We start from the raw sequence: 16,287 nt of genomic DNA, 5'->3' as shown, positions 1-16,287 counted from the left end.
ATTGTGCACGTATAGAGGGGGCCACCTCCGTGGGGCTCACGGGCAGGCCTTGTGCAGGTCGGAGTGGAGAGTCTGTGCGCGTTTAATGGAGGAGCTCGGGGTCGCCCGAGCCACGTACCCTCTTCTGTTGTGCCGAATGCCAACGAAGACAACCCCAGTGCCCTGAGTCAGGTGCAGCACCGCGCGGTCAGTGAATTGCTGCGGGTAGCCCCTGTCGCCGACGACCTCGCCCGCCGATTCCAGGAGGCCGGGTTCTCGCTCGCCCTGGTCGGCGGCTCCGTCCGGGATGCGCTGCTCGGCCGGCTCGGCAACGACCTGGACTTCACGACCGACGCCCGCCCCGAGGACGTACTGAAGATCGTGCGGCCGTGGGCGGACGCGGTCTGGGAGGTCGGGATCGCCTTCGGCACGGTCGGAGCTCAGAAGGACGGCTATCAGGTCGAGGTCACCACCTACCGGTCGGAGGCGTACGACCGGACCTCGCGCAAGCCCGAGGTGTCGTACGGCGACTCCATCGAGGAGGACCTCGTCCGACGGGACTTCACCGTGAATGCGATGGCTGTCGCGCTGCCGGAAAAGGAGTTCATCGATCCGCACGGCGGCCTCGACGACCTCGCGGCGCGCGTTCTGCGCACCCCCGGGACCCCCGAAGAGTCCTTCTCGGACGATCCACTGCGGATGATGCGGGCCGCGCGCTTCGCCGCGCAGCTCGACTTCGAGGTGGCTCCCGAGGTCGTCACGGCCATGAAGGAGATGTCCGGGCGCATCGAGATCGTCTCGTCCGAGCGGGTACGGGACGAGCTCAACAAGCTGATCCTTTCCGCGCTCCCGCGCAAGGGCCTGACGCTGCTCGTCGACACCGGGATCGCCGACCACGTCCTGCCGGAGCTGCCCGCTCTGCGGTTGGAGAGCGACGAGCACCACCGGCACAAGGATGTCTACGAACACACACTGATCGTTCTGGAGCAGGCGATCGCATTGGAGGAGAACGGTCCCGACCTCGTCCTTCGCCTGGCCGCTCTGCTGCACGACATCGGCAAGCCGCGCACACGCCGTTTCGAGAAGGACGGCCGGGTCTCGTTCCACCACCACGAGGTGGTCGGAGCCAAGATGACCAAGAAGCGCATGACCGAGCTGAAGTACTCCAATGATCTGGTGAAGGACGTCTCGCACCTGGTCGAACTCCACCTGCGTTTCCATGGGTACGGCGCCGGGGAATGGACCGACTCCGCGGTCCGCCGCTATGTCAGGGACGCGGGGCCGCTCCTCGACCGTCTCCACAAGCTGACCCGGTCGGACTGCACGACCAGGAACAAGCGAAAGGCGGCCGCGCTGTCGCGGGCGTACGACGGCCTGGAGGAGCGGATCGCCCAGCTCCAGGAGCAGGAGGAGCTGGACGCGATCCGTCCCGATCTCGACGGCAACCAGATCATGGAGAGCCTCGGCGTAGGGCCCGGTCCCGCAGTCGGCCGCGCCTACAAGCACATGTTGGAGCTTCGGCTGGAGAACGGGCCGATGGAGCACGACGAGGCGGTGGCCGCGCTCAAGGAGTGGTGGGCCGGGCAGAGTTGATGCCGTGAAACGGGGTCATGTTTCACGTGAAACATGACCCCGGACGCACCCGCGGGCCATCTCAGGTGCACTCAGGGGCGTGTTTCACGTGAAACATCGCTCGGTGGAGCTCACCGGCGTTCAAAGCGGGCCAGAGCAACGGCGACTGCTCCGTAGATGACGGCGATCGTGACCACCAGTGGCACCGACCGGCCGTCCGGAGGCAGCATCAGGGCGGCGACCGCGGCGGCACTGACGAAGGCGACGTTGAACAGCACGTCGTAGACGGAGAAGACCCTTCCCCGGAAGCCGTCCTCGACCGAGGACTGGACGATCGTGTCCGTGGAGATTTTCGCGCCCTGGGTCGTCAGGCCCAGCACGAAAGCTGCGGCGAGCATGGGGGCGGTGGCGAACGGCAGGCCCAGGGCGGGTTCCAGAACCGCGGCTGCCGCGGCGCACGCGAGGATCCACTTGCCGGGGCCGAGTCGCCCGGCCGCCCAGGGGGTCACGACGGCTGCCGCGAAGAAGCCCGCGCCGGAGATCCCCAAGGCCAGGCCGAGCAGGGCGAGTCCGTCGTCGATGTTCGAGGAGAACTCGTACCGGCAGAGCATCAGCAGCATGACCAGCAGGGCGCCGTAGCAGAACCGCATCAACGCCATCGCGCCGAGTGCCCGGGCGGCTTCCCGGCGCGAAGGTGCGGCGAGATACCGAACGCCCGCCATCAGGTCGCGGGCCGTGCCGGCCAGCGCCGTGGCGAGCCGATGTGGCGCCACGCGGTCGGGACCCAGCAGTTCCGGCGCCATACGCAGCGATGCGAGTGCCCCGCACAGGTACAGCGCCGCTCCCACCAGCACCACGGCCGCGTCGGAGTCCGCGACCACCAGCCGTACGACGAAGGCGAGACCGCCGCCCGCCGTCGCGGCGAGCGTTCCGGCGGTCGGGGAAAGGGAGTTGGCGATCACCAGGCGCTCCGCGTCCACGACACGGGGCAGCGCGGCGGACAGGCCGGACAGGACGAAGCGGTTGACGGCGGTGACGCACAGCGCGGAGGCGTAGAAGAGCCAGTCGGGGACCTGGCTGACGATCAGGACAGCGGTCACCGATGCCATCAGGGCACGCAGCAGGTTGCCGTACAGAAAGACCTGGCGGCGCCGCCATCGGTCCAGCAGGACGCCGGCGAAGGGGCCCACCAGGGAGTACGGGAGCAGCAGGATGGCCATCGCGGAGGCGATCGCGGTGGCCGAGGTCTGCTTCTCCGGCGAGAAGACGACGTAGGCGGCGAGAGCGACCTGGTAGACGCCGTCGGCGCCCTGCGAGAGCAGACGTACGGCGAGGAGGCGTCGGAAGTTCCGGAAGCGGAGGAGGACGCGCAGGTCACGGACGACGGCCATGGTGCACAGCCTCACACAAGGGGAGGGCCCCCGGGCGCAATGCCTCGGGGACCCTCAACAGGCGAGCAGACCGGAGGTCTTGGCGCGCTGCGTTCTGCCTTGCTAGCGCTCGACCTCGCCCTTGATGAACTTCTCGACGTTGTCGTAGGCCTCGTCGTCGAAGTACTGGACCGGCGGGGACTTCATGAAGTACGAGGACGCCGACAGGATCGGGCCGCCGATGCCGCGGTCCTTTGCGATCTTCGCGGCTCGCAGGGCGTCGATGATGACACCCGCCGAGTTCGGGGAGTCCCAGACCTCGAGCTTGTACTCCAGGTTCAGCGGGACGTCACCGAAGGCACGACCCTCGAGACGGACGTACGCCCACTTGCGGTCGTCCAGCCAGGCGACGTAGTCGGACGGGCCGATGTGGACGTTGTCGGCGCCCATGTCGCGGTCGCGGATCTGCGAGGTGACGGACTGCGTCTTCGAGATCTTCTTGGACTCGAGGCGGTCACGCTCGAGCATGTTCTTGAAGTCCATGTTGCCGCCGACGTTGAGCTGCATGGTGCGCTCAAGACGGACACCGCGGTCCTCGAACAGCTTCGCCATCACACGGTGCGTGATGGTGGCGCCGACCTGCGACTTGATGTCGTCACCGACGATCGGGACGCCCGCCTCGGTGAACTTGTCCGCCCACTCCTTGGTGCCGGCGATGAAGACCGGGAGGGCGTTGACGAACGCGACCTTGGCGTCGATGGCGGCCTGGGCGTAGAACTTCGCCGCGTCCTCGGAGCCGACGGGCAGGTAGCAGACGAGGACGTCGACCTGCTTGTCCTTGAGGACCTGGACGACGTCGACCGGGGTCTCGTCGGACTCCTCGATGGTCTCGCGGTAGTACTTGCCGAGACCATCGAGCGTGTGGCCACGCTGGACCGTGACGCCCTTGTTCGGGACGTCGCAGATCTTGATGGTGTTGTTCTCGCTGGCACCGATGGCGTCCGAGAGGTCGAGGCCGACCTTCTTCGCGTCGACGTCGAAGGCGGCGACGAACTCGACGTCGCCGACGTGGTAGTCGCCGAACTGGACGTGCATCAGGCCGGGCACCTTGGTCGCCGGGTCGGCGTCCTTGTAGTACTCGACTCCCTGCACCAGCGACGCGGCGCAGTTGCCCACGCCGACGATGGCTACGCGAACCGAACCCATTCCGGTTGCTCCCTGTGTGTACGAGTGAGGCCCTGGCAGGGGTCTCACGTGGTGGTGTCGCCGGGCGTATCCGGACCGGGGACGTCCCTGGTCCGGGGCAGAACGCCCGGCGCTCCCTCTGTGTTGTCACGAGCGGGTGCTTCGTGGGCGGAACCCTTCATGTCCCGTCCGGCCCGCTCGCTCTCGATGAGCTCGTTCAGCCAGCGCACTTCGCGCTCCACGGACTCCATTCCGTGGCGCTGGAGCTCAAGCGTGTAGTCGTCGAGGCGCTCCCGGGTGCGCGCCAGCGAGGCGCGCATCTTCTCCAGGCGCTCCTCGAGCCGGCTGCGACGGCCCTCAAGGACGCGCATGCGCACATCGCGAGAGGTCTGCCCGAAGAAGGCGAAGCGAGCGGCGAAGGTCTCGTCCTCGTACGCGTCGGGCCCGGTCTGTGAAAGGAGCTCCTCGAAGTGCTCCTTACCTTCCGCCGTCAACCGATAGACGATCTTGGCACGACGCCCTGCGAGTGGTGCGGCGAGGGCGTCTTCGGCGGTGTTCCCCGGCTCTTCGATCAGCCAGCCGTTCGCGAGCAGCGTCTTGAGGCAGGGGTACAGGGTTCCGTAGCTGAACGCACGGAACACACCCAGTGACGTGTTGAGTCGTTTGCGCAGCTCGTATCCGTGCATCGGGGACTCGCGGAGCAGGCCGAGTACGGCGAACTCAAGGATCCCGGAACGCCGGCTCATGGTCGCCTCCTCCCTGCCGCGACCCGTCGGAACGGGTGCCGTGACGGTCGTTATGCCGAGCTGATGTATCGACTCGATACATCCAGACGATAGAACGGCCTTCCGGTTGCGGCAAGGGCGGGGACGGTGAACGGGATCACATCACTGATTCATGGGAAGCGAGTTGCCTGGTTTGGGGTGAACTTCTGGGCTAGGCGGGTTTTGACGGTGCGTAGTCTGTGCGCCATGCACACCACCGGGAACCGAGTGACGCCTGGGGGGCGTCTTCGTCCTCGGTGCAGTACGGGTGAATGCGTCATCGACCACATCCGTACTTCGGGGGGACCGGAAACCAGCCGCCGTTTCCAGGCGCGCAAAGGTGCGCCTGCCCGAGGAGTAGTCGTTCGATGAGCGAGCACCGTCGCAAACCGCCGCAGCCGCAGGGAGGCGGACGTGCCGCGGCCCGACGCGGCCAGTCCGGTTCGTCCTCCGGCCGCCGCGCGGCTCCGCGAGGCGCCACCGGGTCTCTTTCTGACTCCTATGGGGAGAGCTCCCATGAGTCGGATTCCTATGGCCCGGGAGGCGAGGAACGTCAGTTCGGCAGCCGCGCCGAGGCCCGCCGGGCGGCACAGAGAAGTGGTGGAAGCCGACGCAGAGCGGCCGAACCCGCCGGCCGTGGCCGGCGTGGGGGTCCCGGCGGCCCGGACGGCCCTGGTCGGGGCCGGGGGCGTGCGGCGGCTTCCGGTAAGAAGCGGCTCATCGACTACCCGCGCGCCGGCAAGTACGGCGTGGCGCGCTGGGTGCCGTCGTGGAAGCTGGTGACGGGCCTGTTCATCGGCTTCTTCGGAGGTCTGGTCGCGGTCGCGGGTGTCGGGTACGCGCTGGTGAGCGTCCCGAACGTCGACCAGACCGCGACGGCGCAGAACAACGTCTACTACTGGGCCAACGGGACCGAGATGGTCGCCACGGGCGGTGAGACGAACCGCCAGAACGTCAACCTCTCGCAGATCCCCAAGGCGATGCAGTACGCCGTCATCTCACAGGAGAACAAGACCTTCGAGACCGACAGCGGCATCGACCCCAAGGGCATCGCCCGCGCGGTGTTCAACATGGCCCGTGGCGGTGAGACGCAGGGTGGCTCGACCATCACCCAGCAGTACGTGAAGAACGCGATGCTGAACGACCAGTCCCAGACGGTCTCGCGAAAGTTCAAGGAGATCTTCGTCTCCGTCAAGGTGGGTGCCACCAAGTCGAAGAACGACATCATGGCGGGCTACCTGAACTCCGCGTACTACGGACGTTCGGCTTACGGCATCCAGGCGGCTGCCCGCGCGTACTTCAACAAGGACGCCGTCGACCTGAACGAGGGAGAGTGTGCCTTCCTCGCCGCGACACTCAAGGGCGCCACGTACTACGACCCGGCAGGCTCGACTTCCATCGACCCGACCGGCGCCAGTCCCGCGGCCAACCAAAAGCGGGTCCTGGCACAGATGCAGGACACGCTCGACAAGATGGTCGAGTACGGCCATCTGGACCCCACGGTGCGGGCCAGGTACACCACGCTCCCCGACTGGAAGAACCCGCGCTCGAACAACGAGCTGAGCGGCCAGGTGGGCTACCTCGTCGACCTCGCCAAGGCGTACCTGATCAACAACGACATCATCAGTGCCGACAAGCTGCAGCAGGGTGGCTACTCGATCTACACGACCTTCGACAAGAAGAAGGTCGACGAGCTCGAGAAGTCGGTCCAGAAGGTCCAGAAGGCGAACATCAAGCCCAAGGAACGCCCGAAGACGGACACCCACGTTCAGTTCGGCGGAGCTTCCGTGGATCCGACGACCGGCGCCATCAAGGCCATCTACGGCGGTGAGGACGCGACAAAGCACTTCACCAACAACGCCGACGCGACCGGTGCCCAGGTCGGTTCGACGTTCAAGCCGTTCGTGCTCGCGGCGGCGATGAAGTGGGGTGTGCGCGATCCGGACCTGGGCGCGAGCCAGGCGCAGGACGAGCGCACGGTCGTCTCCCCGAAGAGTCTGTACAGCGGCGAGAACGATCTCAAGATCAAGAACTACGACGGGTCGATCTGGAAGAACGAGAAGGGCAAGGAGTGGCTCCAGGAGAACGACGGCCAGGAGTCGTACGGCAGTCCGCCGAAGTACCAGATCGACCTGCGTGAGGCCATGCGGGAGTCGGTGAACTCCGCCTTCGTGCAGCTCGGCATGGATGTCGGGCTGGACAAGGTGAAGGAGTCGGCCATGGACGCCGGCCTCAAGGAGAACAGCCTTGCGGGCACGAGTTTCCCGTCCTTCTCCATCGGCATTTCCGACCCCAGTGCGATCCGCATGGCGGGTGCGTACGCCACGTTCGCGGCCAGCGGCAAGCAGCGCGAGCCGTTCTCGGTTCAGAAGGTCACGAGCAAGGACGGCCAGGTCTACACGCACAAGGACGAGGCGAAGGACGCGTTCGAGGCGAAGGTCGCCGACAACGTCACGGACGTGCTCAAGACCGTGGTCGACAAGGGCACGGGTACCAATGCCAAGCTGACCGGCCGTGAGGTGGCGGGCAAGACCGGTACCACCGACGGCAACAAGTCCGCCTGGTTCGTGGGCTATACCCCGCAGCTGTCCACGTCGATCACCATGTTCCGGATGGACGACGACGAGTCCAAGAAGAACCGCGAGTTCCTGAAGATGTTCGGAACGGGTGGCCAGGAGAAGATCCACGGTGCCTCGTTCCCGTCCGAGATCTGGCACGACTACATGGAACAGGCCCTGAAGGGCATGAAGGCGGAGCCGTTCCCGACTCCCGAGCCCATCGGCGAGATCATCAACGACGTCCCGACCCCGACGCCCACTCCCACGGTCAGTGAGACCGAGTCCGCCAGTCCGACGCCGAGCCCGTCGCCCAGCCTGACGTCGAGCTCTCCGTCGCCCACGCCGACCGAGAGCTGCCAGTTCGACTGGCAGTGCACCGGTGACAACACCGGCGGGACGGACAACGGAGGCACCGACGGAGGTGTGACCCCCTCGCCCTCCGTGTCGGCGACAGACGAGAACGGCAACAACGGAAACAACAACGGCGGCATCTTCGGAGGCCCAGCCGGTTAGCCGTCAAATCGCCCACAGAGGGTGTTTCACGTGAAACATGGGCCGCCGCACTCATCAGGTGCGGCGGCCCTCGGCGTAGTCCTGGGCGAGTACGGCAGGATGTGCGGCATGCCCAGTGCAGAATCGACGCCAGCGAGCGTGCACGAGCCGGACGTGGTGCGGCCGACCAAGGACGACGAGGTCGCCAGGAGCGGCAGCGAGCTGATCGGTGGCCCCATCGGACGACGTGCCCTGCTCGGGACGACCTGGTGGACCCCCGTCCGGATCATCGCTCTCGTGGCGATCGGTATGTTCGCCCTCGGCCTGGTCCAGAAGGCGCCCTGCTACAACGGCGCCTGGTTCTTCGGCGCCAGCTCGCAGTACACGCATGCGTGCTACTCGGACATCCCGCACCTCTATCAGGGGCGCGGCTTCGCCGACGGGCTCGTTCCGTACTTCGACAAGCTCCCCGGTGACATGCAGTACCTCGAATACCCGGTGCTGACCGGTGTGTTCATGGAGGTCGCCAGCTGGCTCACCCCCGGCAGCGGCAGCATCCAGGACCAGGAACAGTGGTACTGGATGGTCAACGCCGGGATGCTGATGGCGTGCGCCGCCGTCATCGCCGTCGGTGTGACCCGTACACACGCCCGGCGCCCCTGGGACGGGCTGCTGATCGCCCTCGCCCCCGCCGCCGCGCTCACCGCCACCATCAACTGGGACCTCCTCGCTGTCGCTCTGACAGCCGCGGCGATGCTGATGTGGGCCCGGGGCCGCTCACTCGCCTTCGGCGTCCTGCTGGGGCTCGCCACGGCCGCCAAGCTCTATCCCTTCCTCCTGCTCGGCCCATTGCTCCTGCTGTGCTGGCGCGCCGGCAAATGGCGGGAGTATGGGACGGCCCTGGTCGGGGCGATCGTCGCCTGGCTGGTCGTGAACCTGCCGGTGATGTTCTTCGCCTTCGACGGCTGGTCGAAGTTCTACACGTTCAGCCAGGAGCGAGGCATCGACTTCGGCTCCTTCTGGCTGATCTGGTCCCAGAACACGAGCAATCCGCCCAGCACGGAGACCGTGAACACGATGGCCACGCTGTTGATGCTGCTGTGCTGCGGTGGCATCGCGGCGCTGGTCCTGACCGCCCCGCGCCGTCCCCGCTTCGCCCAGCTCGCTTTCCTGATCGTCGCGGCGTTCATCCTCACCAACAAGGTCTACTCGCCGCAGTACGTCCTCTGGTTGGTGCCGCTGGCCGCGCTGGCCCGGCCCAAGTGGCGGGACTTCCTCATCTGGCAGGCGTGCGAGGTGGCGTACTTCCTGGGCATCTGGATGTACCTGGCGTACACGACCAGCGGAGACGCCCACAAGGGCCTGCCGACCGACGGGTATCACTGGGCCATCGCCCTGCACCTGCTGGGCACGCTGTACCTGTGTGCGTTGGTCGTGCGCGACATCCTCATGCCGGAGCGGGACGTGGTGCGCCGGGCAGGTGACGACGACCCCTCGGGTGGCGTGCTCGACGGCGCGGAGGACGTCTTCGTCCTCGGCCCGGCAGCCCATCCGCCGCGGCACGCGGCCCACTTCGACGTGCCTCAGGTGAAGTGGGGCACCCAGCGCGCGGTGTCCTCCTCCGAGCCGTCCACGGGTGGTTCGCTCTGAGCGAACACGACGTGGGTGACCCACGCTAAAGGCCGTACACGGGCTTCCGTGTACGGCCTTTCGGCTGTTCCTGGACCGCACAGTCGGCGGAGGAGCTGCGTCTCAGCGGTCGACGATCCGGTCGAACTGCGTGGTGGTGTGGCGCAGATGGGCCACCAGCTCCTCGCCGACCTTCGGCTCCGAGGCCTCGGCAGGCACGAACAGGATGGAGACCTGCATGTGCGGCGGCTCGGCGAACCAGCGCTGTTTGCCGTCCCAGACGAACGGAGAAAGGTTCCGGTTGACCGTGGCGAGGCCGGCGCGGGCCACGCCCTTGGCGCGCGGCATGACGCCGTGCAGCGCCTTGGGAGCCTCCAGACCCACCCCGTGGGACGTACCACCCGCCACGACCACCAGGAAGCCGTCCGAGGCCGCCTTCTGCTGGCGGTAGCCGAAACGGTCACCCTTGGCGACGCGTGTGACGTCCAGGACCGCCCCGCGGTACTCGGTGGCCTCGTGGTCGCCCAGCCAGAGTCGCGTGCCGATACGGGCGCGGAAGCGGGTCTGGGGGAACTGCTGCTGCAGCCGGGCCAGGTCCTCGGCCTTGAGGTGGCTGACGAACATCGTGTGCAGCGGCAGGCGGGCCGCGCGCAGCCGGTCCATCCAGCCGATGACCTCCTCGACGGCGTCCGAGCCGTCGGTACGGTCCAGCGGCAGGTGGATCGCGAAGCCCTCGAGACGGACGTTCTCTATGGCGGCGTGCAGCTGCGGCAGGTCCTGCTCGCTGATGCCGTGCCGCTTCATCGAGGACATCACCTCGATGACGACGCGGGCGCCCACGAGGCCGTACACCCCGTCGATCGACGACACCGAGCGGACGACCCGGTCGGGCAGCGGGACGGGCTCCTCGCCGCGCCGGTACGGCGTCAGCACCAGCAGGTCACCGCCGAACCAGTCCTTGATGCGGGCGGCCTCGTACGTCGTGCCGACGGCGAGGACGTCCGAGCCGAGTCGCGTTGCCTCCTCCGCCAACCGCTCGTGTCCGAAGCCGTAGCCGTTGCCCTTGCAGACCGGGACGAGTCCCGGGAACTGCTCCTGCACGTGCTTGTGGTGCGCCCGCCAGCGCGCGGTGTCGACGTAGAGCGTGAGCGCCATGGCCGGACCTGGAACCTTTCTCGTGGCTGCGGTGTATCAGAGGTATGGGAGCTATTGAAGCGAAGAACGCGACCTCAGCGGCGCGACATGTAGATGTCGAGCGCCTTGTGGAGCAGCTTGTTCAGTGGGAAGTCCCACTCGCCGAGGTACTCGGCGGCCTGGCCGCCCGTGCCCACCTTGAACTGGATCAGGCCGAAGAGATGGTCGGTCTCGTCCAGCGAGTCGGAGATGCCCCGCAGGTCGTAGACCGTGCCGCCGAGCGCGTAGGCGTCGCGCAGCATGCGCCACTGCATCGCGTTCGAGGGCCGGACCTCGCGGCCGATGTTGTCGGAGGCGCCGTAGGAGTACCAGACGTGTCCGCCGACGATCAGCATCGTCGCCGCCGACAGGTTCACGCCGTTGTGCCGGGCGAAGTACAGCCGCATGCGGTTGGGGTCCTCGGTGTTGAGGGCCGTCCACATGCGCTGGAAGTACGACAGCGGGCGGGGCCGGAAGTGGTCGCGCACAGCCGTGATCTCGTACAGGCGCTGCCATTCCTCGAGGTCGTGATAGCCGCCCTGGACGACCTCGACGCCGGCCTTCTCGGCCTTCTTGATGTTGCGGCGCCACAGCTGGTTGAAGTTCTTGTGGACCTCTTCCAGGGAGCGGTTCGCCAGCGGAACCTGGAAGACGTAACGGGGCTGCACGTCACCGAAGCCGGCACCCCCGTCCTCGCCCTGCTGCCAGCCCATGCGGCGCAACTTGTCGGCGACCTCGAAGGCGCGCGGTTCGATGAAGTCGGCCTCGATGTCACGCAGCCGCTTCACGTCAGGGTTCTGGATGCCCTGCTTGATGGAGGCGGCCTCCCAGCGCCGGATGATCACCGGCGGCCCCATCTTCACGGAGAAGGCGCCCTGGTGCTTGAGGTGCGCGAGCATCGGTTCAAGCCACTCGGTGAGATTCGGCGCGAACCAGTTGATGACCGGGCCCTCGGGCAGATAGGCGAGGTAGCGCTTGATCTTGGGCAGCTGGCGGTAGAGGACGAGACCCGCGCCGACCAGTTCGCCACTGCGGTCGTCGAACCAGCCGAGGCTCTCGGAGCGCCACTCCGCCTTGACGTCGGCCCAGGCCGGAACCTGCATGTGGCTCGCCGACGGCAGGCTCTGGATGTATGCCAGATGCTGCTCGCGACTGATCGTCCTCAGGGTCAGGCTCATTCGGGGCGCTCCTCGGGCTGGTGTGGCCCCATGGGTAAGGGGGCTCCGGCTCTCGCGCCGAAGCCTACTGCGCCTTTCGAGCGCCCTGACTGGGCGTATGGAACCTTCGCCTCGGCCTGTCGGCCGCCGAGGCGTTCCGCCGCGTTTTGTGAGGGTTCAGCAGACGGTGTTCGTGGCGTCAGTCAAAAATCCCACCGAAGAGACCGCCGTGCGCCATGCCGAGGAAGAAGCCGACCGCTGCCGCGCCCAGGCCGAGGATCAGCCCGAAGCGTTCCCGGGTCGTCTCCGAGATCCACTGCCCGTACGCACCGGTGAGGATCCCCACCAGGCCGGTCCAGGAGCTGAGCAGATGCAGGCTGTGGAACATCGCCGTGACGAACGAGGTGAAGCCCAGCACCAGAGTCACCGCGAGCAGTGTGTCCTGGAGCGGATGGGGCTTGCCGTCCGTGGCGAAAAGGCCTCCGACGGTGTTGGGTCGCATTGCCTGTGCCATAGGGCACCTCCTGCGGAAGACGGCGCATCGTAGCGCCATACACACCCGATGTGTACAGATTGACCGTCCTGGCGGCCGGATTTCAACCAGAAGCCGCTGTACGGGTAGTCTGTAGCGTCTGTACCGGTGTCTGCCCACGTCATGACAAAGGACTCCCCTTCGGGACCCCCGATTGTCAGTGGCGGCCGATACCGTTGCGTACGCATCACAACCCTCCTGCCACGGAACTGCCGTGGCCGTTGAGTCCAAAGGAGGTGGGTTCTACATGCGTCACTACGAGGTGATGGTCATCCTCGACCCCGATCTGGAGGAGCGCGCTGTCGCCCCCCTGATCGAGAACTTCCTCTCCGTCGTCCGTGAGGGCAACGGAAAGGTCGAGAAGGTCGACACCTGGGGCCGTCGTCGTCTCTCGTACGAGATCAAGAAGAAGCCTGAGGGCATCTACTCGGTCATCGACCTGCAGGCCGAGCCTGCGGTCGTCAAGGAGCTCGACCGCCAGATGAACCTGAACGAGTCGGTCCTCCGGACCAAGGTCCTCCGTCCCGAGACCCACTGAGCTCTCCCGCTCAGCTGATCTCGGATTCCGAGTAGCAGCACCAGCAGCCAGCAGCAAACCCGCCGAGAGGTTCCCCCATGGCAGGCGAGACCGTCATCACGGTCGTCGGCAATCTTGTCGATGACCCCGAGCTGCGCTTCACCCCTTCCGGTGCGGCGGTCGCGAAGTTCCGTGTCGCGTCCACCCCCCGCACCTTCGACCGTCAGACGAACGAGTGGAAGGACGGCGAGAGCCTGTTCCTGACCTGCTCGGTCTGGCGTCAGGCGGCTGAGAACGTCGCCGAGTCGCTCCAGCGAGGCATGCGCGTCATCGTGCAGGGCCGACTGAAGCAGCGGTCCTACGAGGACCGTGAGGGCGTCAAGCGCACGGTCTACGAGCTGGACGTCGAGGAAGTCGGCGCCAGCCTGCGCAGTGCCACGGCCAAGGTCACCAAGACCGCCGGCCGCGGTGGCCAGGGTGGTTTCAGCGGCGGTGGCGGTGGCGGCGCCCAGGGTGGTGGCAGCTGGGGCGGTGGCTCCGGCGGCGGCCAGCAGGGCGGCGGCAGTGCTCCTGCCGACGACCCGTGGGCGACCGGCGCTCCCGCCGGCGGCCAGCAGGGCGGTGGCGGTGGCGGCGGCTGGGGTGGAAACTCCGGCGGCGGCGGCGGCGGCGGCGCCGGCGGCGGCTACTCGGACGAGCCCCCCTTCTAGGCCTTCGGGCCGAGGGTGGGTCGTACCCACACTTCTTGATCACACAGGAGATACACCATGGCGAAGCCGCCTGTGCGCAAGCCGAAGAAGAAGGTCTGCGCATTCTGCAAGGACAAGGTCACGTACGTGGACTACAAGGACACGAACATGCTGCGGAAGTTCATTTCCGACCGCGGCAAGATCCGTGCCCGCCGCGTGACCGGCAACTGCACGCAGCATCAGCGTGACGTCGCCACGGCCGTGAAGAACAGCCGTGAGATGGCGCTGCTGCCCTACACCTCCACTGCGCGATAAGGGAAGGGTGACCGAAACATGAAGATCATCCTCACCCACGAGGTCTCCGGCCTCGGTGCCGCGGGCGACGTCGTCGACGTCAAGGACGGTTACGCTCGCAACTACCTGATCCCGCGGAACTTCGCGATTCGCTGGACCAAGGGTGGCGAGAAGGACGTCGAGCAGATTCGTCGTGCTCGCAAGATCCACGAGATTCAGACCATCGAGCAGGCCAACGCTGTGAAGGCCCAGCTCGAGGGTGTCAAGGTTCGCCTGGCCGTCCGCTCAGGCGACGCCGGTCGTCTCTTCGGTTCCGTCACCCCGGCCGACGTCGCTTCGGCGATCAAGGCTTCCGGTGGCCCCGAGGTCGACAAGCGCCGCATCGAGCTCGGCTCGCCGATCAAGACGCTGGGCGCCCACGAGACGTCCGTGCGTCTGCACCCCGAGGTTGCCGCCAAGGTCAACATCGAGGTCGTCGCGGCCTGATCGCCGCACTCGGCTTGCACTGCTGAGAGAAGGGGCCGCACCCAGCCGGGTGCGGCCCCTTCCGCGTGTCCAGGCCGGCATGGGCGTCCATGTTTCACGTGAAACGCCGGTTTCACGTGAAACAGTCAGCGCGTCGCACCCGTCACCAGCCACCGCCCGGAGCGGGTGCGCAGCCACAGCGTCAGCATGCGCACGGCCATCATCAGTGTCATGGCCGCCCAGAGGGCGGTGAGCCCGCCACCGAGAGCGGGAACCAGGATGGCGGCCGGGATGAAGACCGCGAGAGTGACCAACATGGCCCACGCCAGGTATGGACCGTCGCCCGCGCCCATGAGAACTCCGTCCAGGACGAAGACGACACCGCAGATCGGCTGCGAAAGGGCGACGATCACCAGAGCGGGCAGGGCCGCGTCCTTCACCACGGAGTCGCTGGTGAACAGGGGAAGGAACACCGGGCGGCTGATCACGACCAGTATGCCGAGCAGGACGCCGACTGCGATGCCCCACTGCACCATGCGACGACAGACGTTGCGGGCGCCTTCCGGGTCGTCGGCACCGAGATAGCGTCCGATGATGGCCTGTCCGGCGATGGCGATGGCATCGAGCCCGAACGCGAGCAGGCTCCACAGCGACAGGATGATCTGGTGCGCCGCGATGTCGGCGTCGCCGAGGCGGGCTGCCACAGCGGTGGCGATCATCAGGATCGCCCGCAAAGAGAGCGTGCGGACCAGGAGGGGGACGCCGGCCTGTGCTGAGGACCGGATCCCGGCGGCGTCGGGTCTCAGCGACGCCCCGTGCCTACGGGCGCCGCGGACCACCACCATGAGATAGGCGGTGGCCATGCCACACTGCGCGATGACGGTGCCCCAGGCCGAGCCCGCGATGCCGAGGCCGGCGCCGTAGACGAGGCCCACATTGAGGGCAGCGTTGGCGATGAAGCCCGCGATGGCGACGTAAAGGGGTGTCTTCGTGTCCTGCAGTCCGCGCAGGACGCCGGTGGCAGCGAGCACGACGAGCATGGCCGGAATGCCCAGGGCCGAGATCCGCAGATAGGTGGTCGCGTACGGGGCGGCGGTGTCGGAGGCGCCGAAGAGTTCCACGACGGACGGGGCCGTGGGCAGGACGGTGGCGATGACGGCAGCGCCGAGCAGTAGCGCCAGCCAGATGCCGTCCATGCCCTGGCGGATGGCGGCCTGGAGGTCGCCCGCGCCGACGCGGCGCGCGACGGCGGCCGTGGTGGCGTAGGCGAGGAAGACGAAGATGCTGACGGCGGTCACGAGGAGGGCTGAGGCGATGCCCAGTCCGGCGAGTTGGGCCGTGCCCAGATGCCCCACGATCGCGCTGTCAGCCATGACGAAGAGGGGCTCGGCGACGAGCGCGCCGAAGGCCGGTACAGCCAGCGCGACGATCTCTCGGTCGTGCCGGCGGCGGGTGGCCTTGGGGGTCGCGGGAGCCTGTGTCATGAGCACCAATCTAATCGTCCACAGGTAAGAGATGCAATCGCTATATGACCCTTACTCACCGTCGCTCCGTGCGCTCTTCTGTGCACCGTTCGCTGTGATCTTGGTCTGACGGGGAAAGTTTTTCTTCTGCACAGCCGGTGGACGGAAAAAGGGCAGGTCAGGACAGTCGCCGTGCGAGGTTCCGAAGCTTGTTCACAGGGCTGTCCACCGGGTCGTGCACAGGTTTTGCCGACTTCTCCACAGCATCCGGGCCGTCGTCCACATGGCCTGTGGATAACCAGATTGGCTGACGGTGCCCGCGGGCCTACCGTGGACCGGCGCCCACTCCGTCCGTCGGCCTGGAAACCCTCACAAAGCCGACGCGCCAGAACCGGAGTTGGGCGTCTTATTTGTCAGTGGCGTGCCGTAGAAAAGAGGGGCACGGCGA

The 16,287-nt window shown here is 66.9% G+C and carries 14 protein-coding genes; 7 read left to right on the top strand and 7 right to left on the bottom strand.

Annotated elements, in window-relative coordinates; all coding sequences use genetic code 11:
* Window positions 1-129 precede the first annotated feature (129 nt).
* Window positions 130-1,572: a CCA tRNA nucleotidyltransferase gene (locus ACFWWR_RS10895; protein WP_383862316.1), complete on the top strand. Its 1,443-nt coding sequence runs from the start codon at window positions 130-132 to the stop codon at window positions 1,570-1,572.
* Between the two features lie 110 nt (window positions 1,573-1,682).
* Here ACFWWR_RS10895 and ACFWWR_RS10890 read toward each other — a convergent pair whose 3' ends face one another.
* The 3 genes from ACFWWR_RS10890 to ACFWWR_RS10880 form a co-directional block, all read right to left on the bottom strand.
* Window positions 1,683-2,942: an MFS transporter gene (locus ACFWWR_RS10890; protein ID WP_384302873.1), complete on the bottom strand. Its 1,260-nt coding sequence runs from the start codon at window positions 2,940-2,942 to the stop codon at window positions 1,683-1,685.
* Window positions 2,943-3,044: 102 nt separating this feature from the next.
* Window positions 3,045-4,127 (bottom strand): inositol-3-phosphate synthase, encoded by a 1,083-nt coding sequence (locus ACFWWR_RS10885; RefSeq protein ID WP_383862321.1) that lies wholly within the window; start codon window positions 4,125-4,127, stop codon window positions 3,045-3,047.
* A 44-nt stretch (window positions 4,128-4,171) separates the two neighbouring features.
* Window positions 4,172-4,852 (bottom strand): PadR family transcriptional regulator, encoded by a 681-nt coding sequence (locus tag ACFWWR_RS10880; RefSeq protein WP_383862324.1) that lies wholly within the window; start codon window positions 4,850-4,852, stop codon window positions 4,172-4,174.
* Between the two features lie 386 nt (window positions 4,853-5,238).
* On the opposite strand from ACFWWR_RS10880, the gene ACFWWR_RS10875 reads away from it, so the two are divergent.
* Together ACFWWR_RS10875 and ACFWWR_RS10870 are read left to right on the top strand one after the other, a co-directional pair.
* The gene (locus tag ACFWWR_RS10875; RefSeq protein ID WP_383862326.1) at window positions 5,239-7,941 is read left to right on the top strand and encodes a transglycosylase domain-containing protein; all 2,703 of its coding nucleotides are present in this window, start codon (window positions 5,239-5,241) and stop codon (window positions 7,939-7,941) included.
* A 99-nt stretch (window positions 7,942-8,040) separates the two neighbouring features.
* Window positions 8,041-9,570, top strand: coding sequence for a glycosyltransferase family 87 protein (locus ACFWWR_RS10870; protein ID WP_384302932.1), 1,530 nt, complete (start codon window positions 8,041-8,043; stop codon window positions 9,568-9,570).
* Between the two features lie 102 nt (window positions 9,571-9,672).
* On the opposite strand, the gene ACFWWR_RS10865 is transcribed toward ACFWWR_RS10870, so the two are convergent.
* The 3 genes from ACFWWR_RS10865 to ACFWWR_RS10855 form a co-directional block, all read right to left on the bottom strand.
* Window positions 9,673-10,704, bottom strand: coding sequence for an alanine racemase (locus ACFWWR_RS10865; protein ID WP_383862329.1), 1,032 nt, complete (start codon window positions 10,702-10,704; stop codon window positions 9,673-9,675).
* 74 nt (window positions 10,705-10,778) lie between these two features.
* A complete protein-coding gene (gene femX / locus ACFWWR_RS10860; protein ID WP_384302871.1) occupies window positions 10,779-11,900 on the bottom strand; it encodes a peptidoglycan bridge formation glycyltransferase FemX in 1,122 nt (373 codons plus the stop codon).
* 178 nt (window positions 11,901-12,078) lie between these two features.
* Window positions 12,079-12,393, bottom strand: coding sequence for a hypothetical protein (locus tag ACFWWR_RS10855; protein WP_383862335.1), 315 nt, complete (start codon window positions 12,391-12,393; stop codon window positions 12,079-12,081).
* Between the two features lie 265 nt (window positions 12,394-12,658).
* On the opposite strand from ACFWWR_RS10855, the gene rpsF reads away from it, so the two are divergent.
* The 4 genes from rpsF to rplI all read left to right on the top strand — a co-directional run bounded on the left by rpsF (window position 12,659) and on the right by rplI (window position 14,397).
* On the top strand, window positions 12,659-12,949 hold the full coding sequence (gene rpsF, locus ACFWWR_RS10850; protein ID WP_005482942.1) for a 30S ribosomal protein S6: 291 nt from the start codon (window positions 12,659-12,661) through the stop codon (window positions 12,947-12,949).
* 77 nt (window positions 12,950-13,026) lie between these two features.
* A complete protein-coding gene (locus ACFWWR_RS10845; RefSeq protein WP_384302869.1) occupies window positions 13,027-13,638 on the top strand; it encodes a single-stranded DNA-binding protein in 612 nt (203 codons plus the stop codon).
* A gap of 57 nt (window positions 13,639-13,695) precedes the next feature.
* Window positions 13,696-13,932 (top strand): 30S ribosomal protein S18, encoded by a 237-nt coding sequence (gene rpsR / locus ACFWWR_RS10840; RefSeq protein ID WP_003949403.1) that lies wholly within the window; start codon window positions 13,696-13,698, stop codon window positions 13,930-13,932.
* Between the two features lie 18 nt (window positions 13,933-13,950).
* On the top strand, window positions 13,951-14,397 hold the full coding sequence (gene rplI / locus ACFWWR_RS10835) for a 50S ribosomal protein L9 (protein ID WP_175433548.1): 447 nt from the start codon (window positions 13,951-13,953) through the stop codon (window positions 14,395-14,397).
* Between the two features lie 125 nt (window positions 14,398-14,522).
* Here rplI and ACFWWR_RS10830 read toward each other — a convergent pair whose 3' ends face one another.
* Window positions 14,523-15,860, bottom strand: a complete 1,338-nt coding sequence (locus tag ACFWWR_RS10830; RefSeq protein WP_383862341.1) for an MATE family efflux transporter — start codon at window positions 15,858-15,860, stop codon at window positions 14,523-14,525.
* Window positions 15,861-16,287: the final 427 nt, after the last annotated feature.

Source organism: Streptomyces sp. NPDC058678 (assembly GCF_042714835.1).
Lineage (GTDB): Bacteria > Actinomycetota > Actinomycetes > Streptomycetales > Streptomycetaceae > Streptomyces.
Note: the sequence above shows the minus strand (reverse complement) of the source record. Positions and strands in the feature narration are given on the sequence as shown.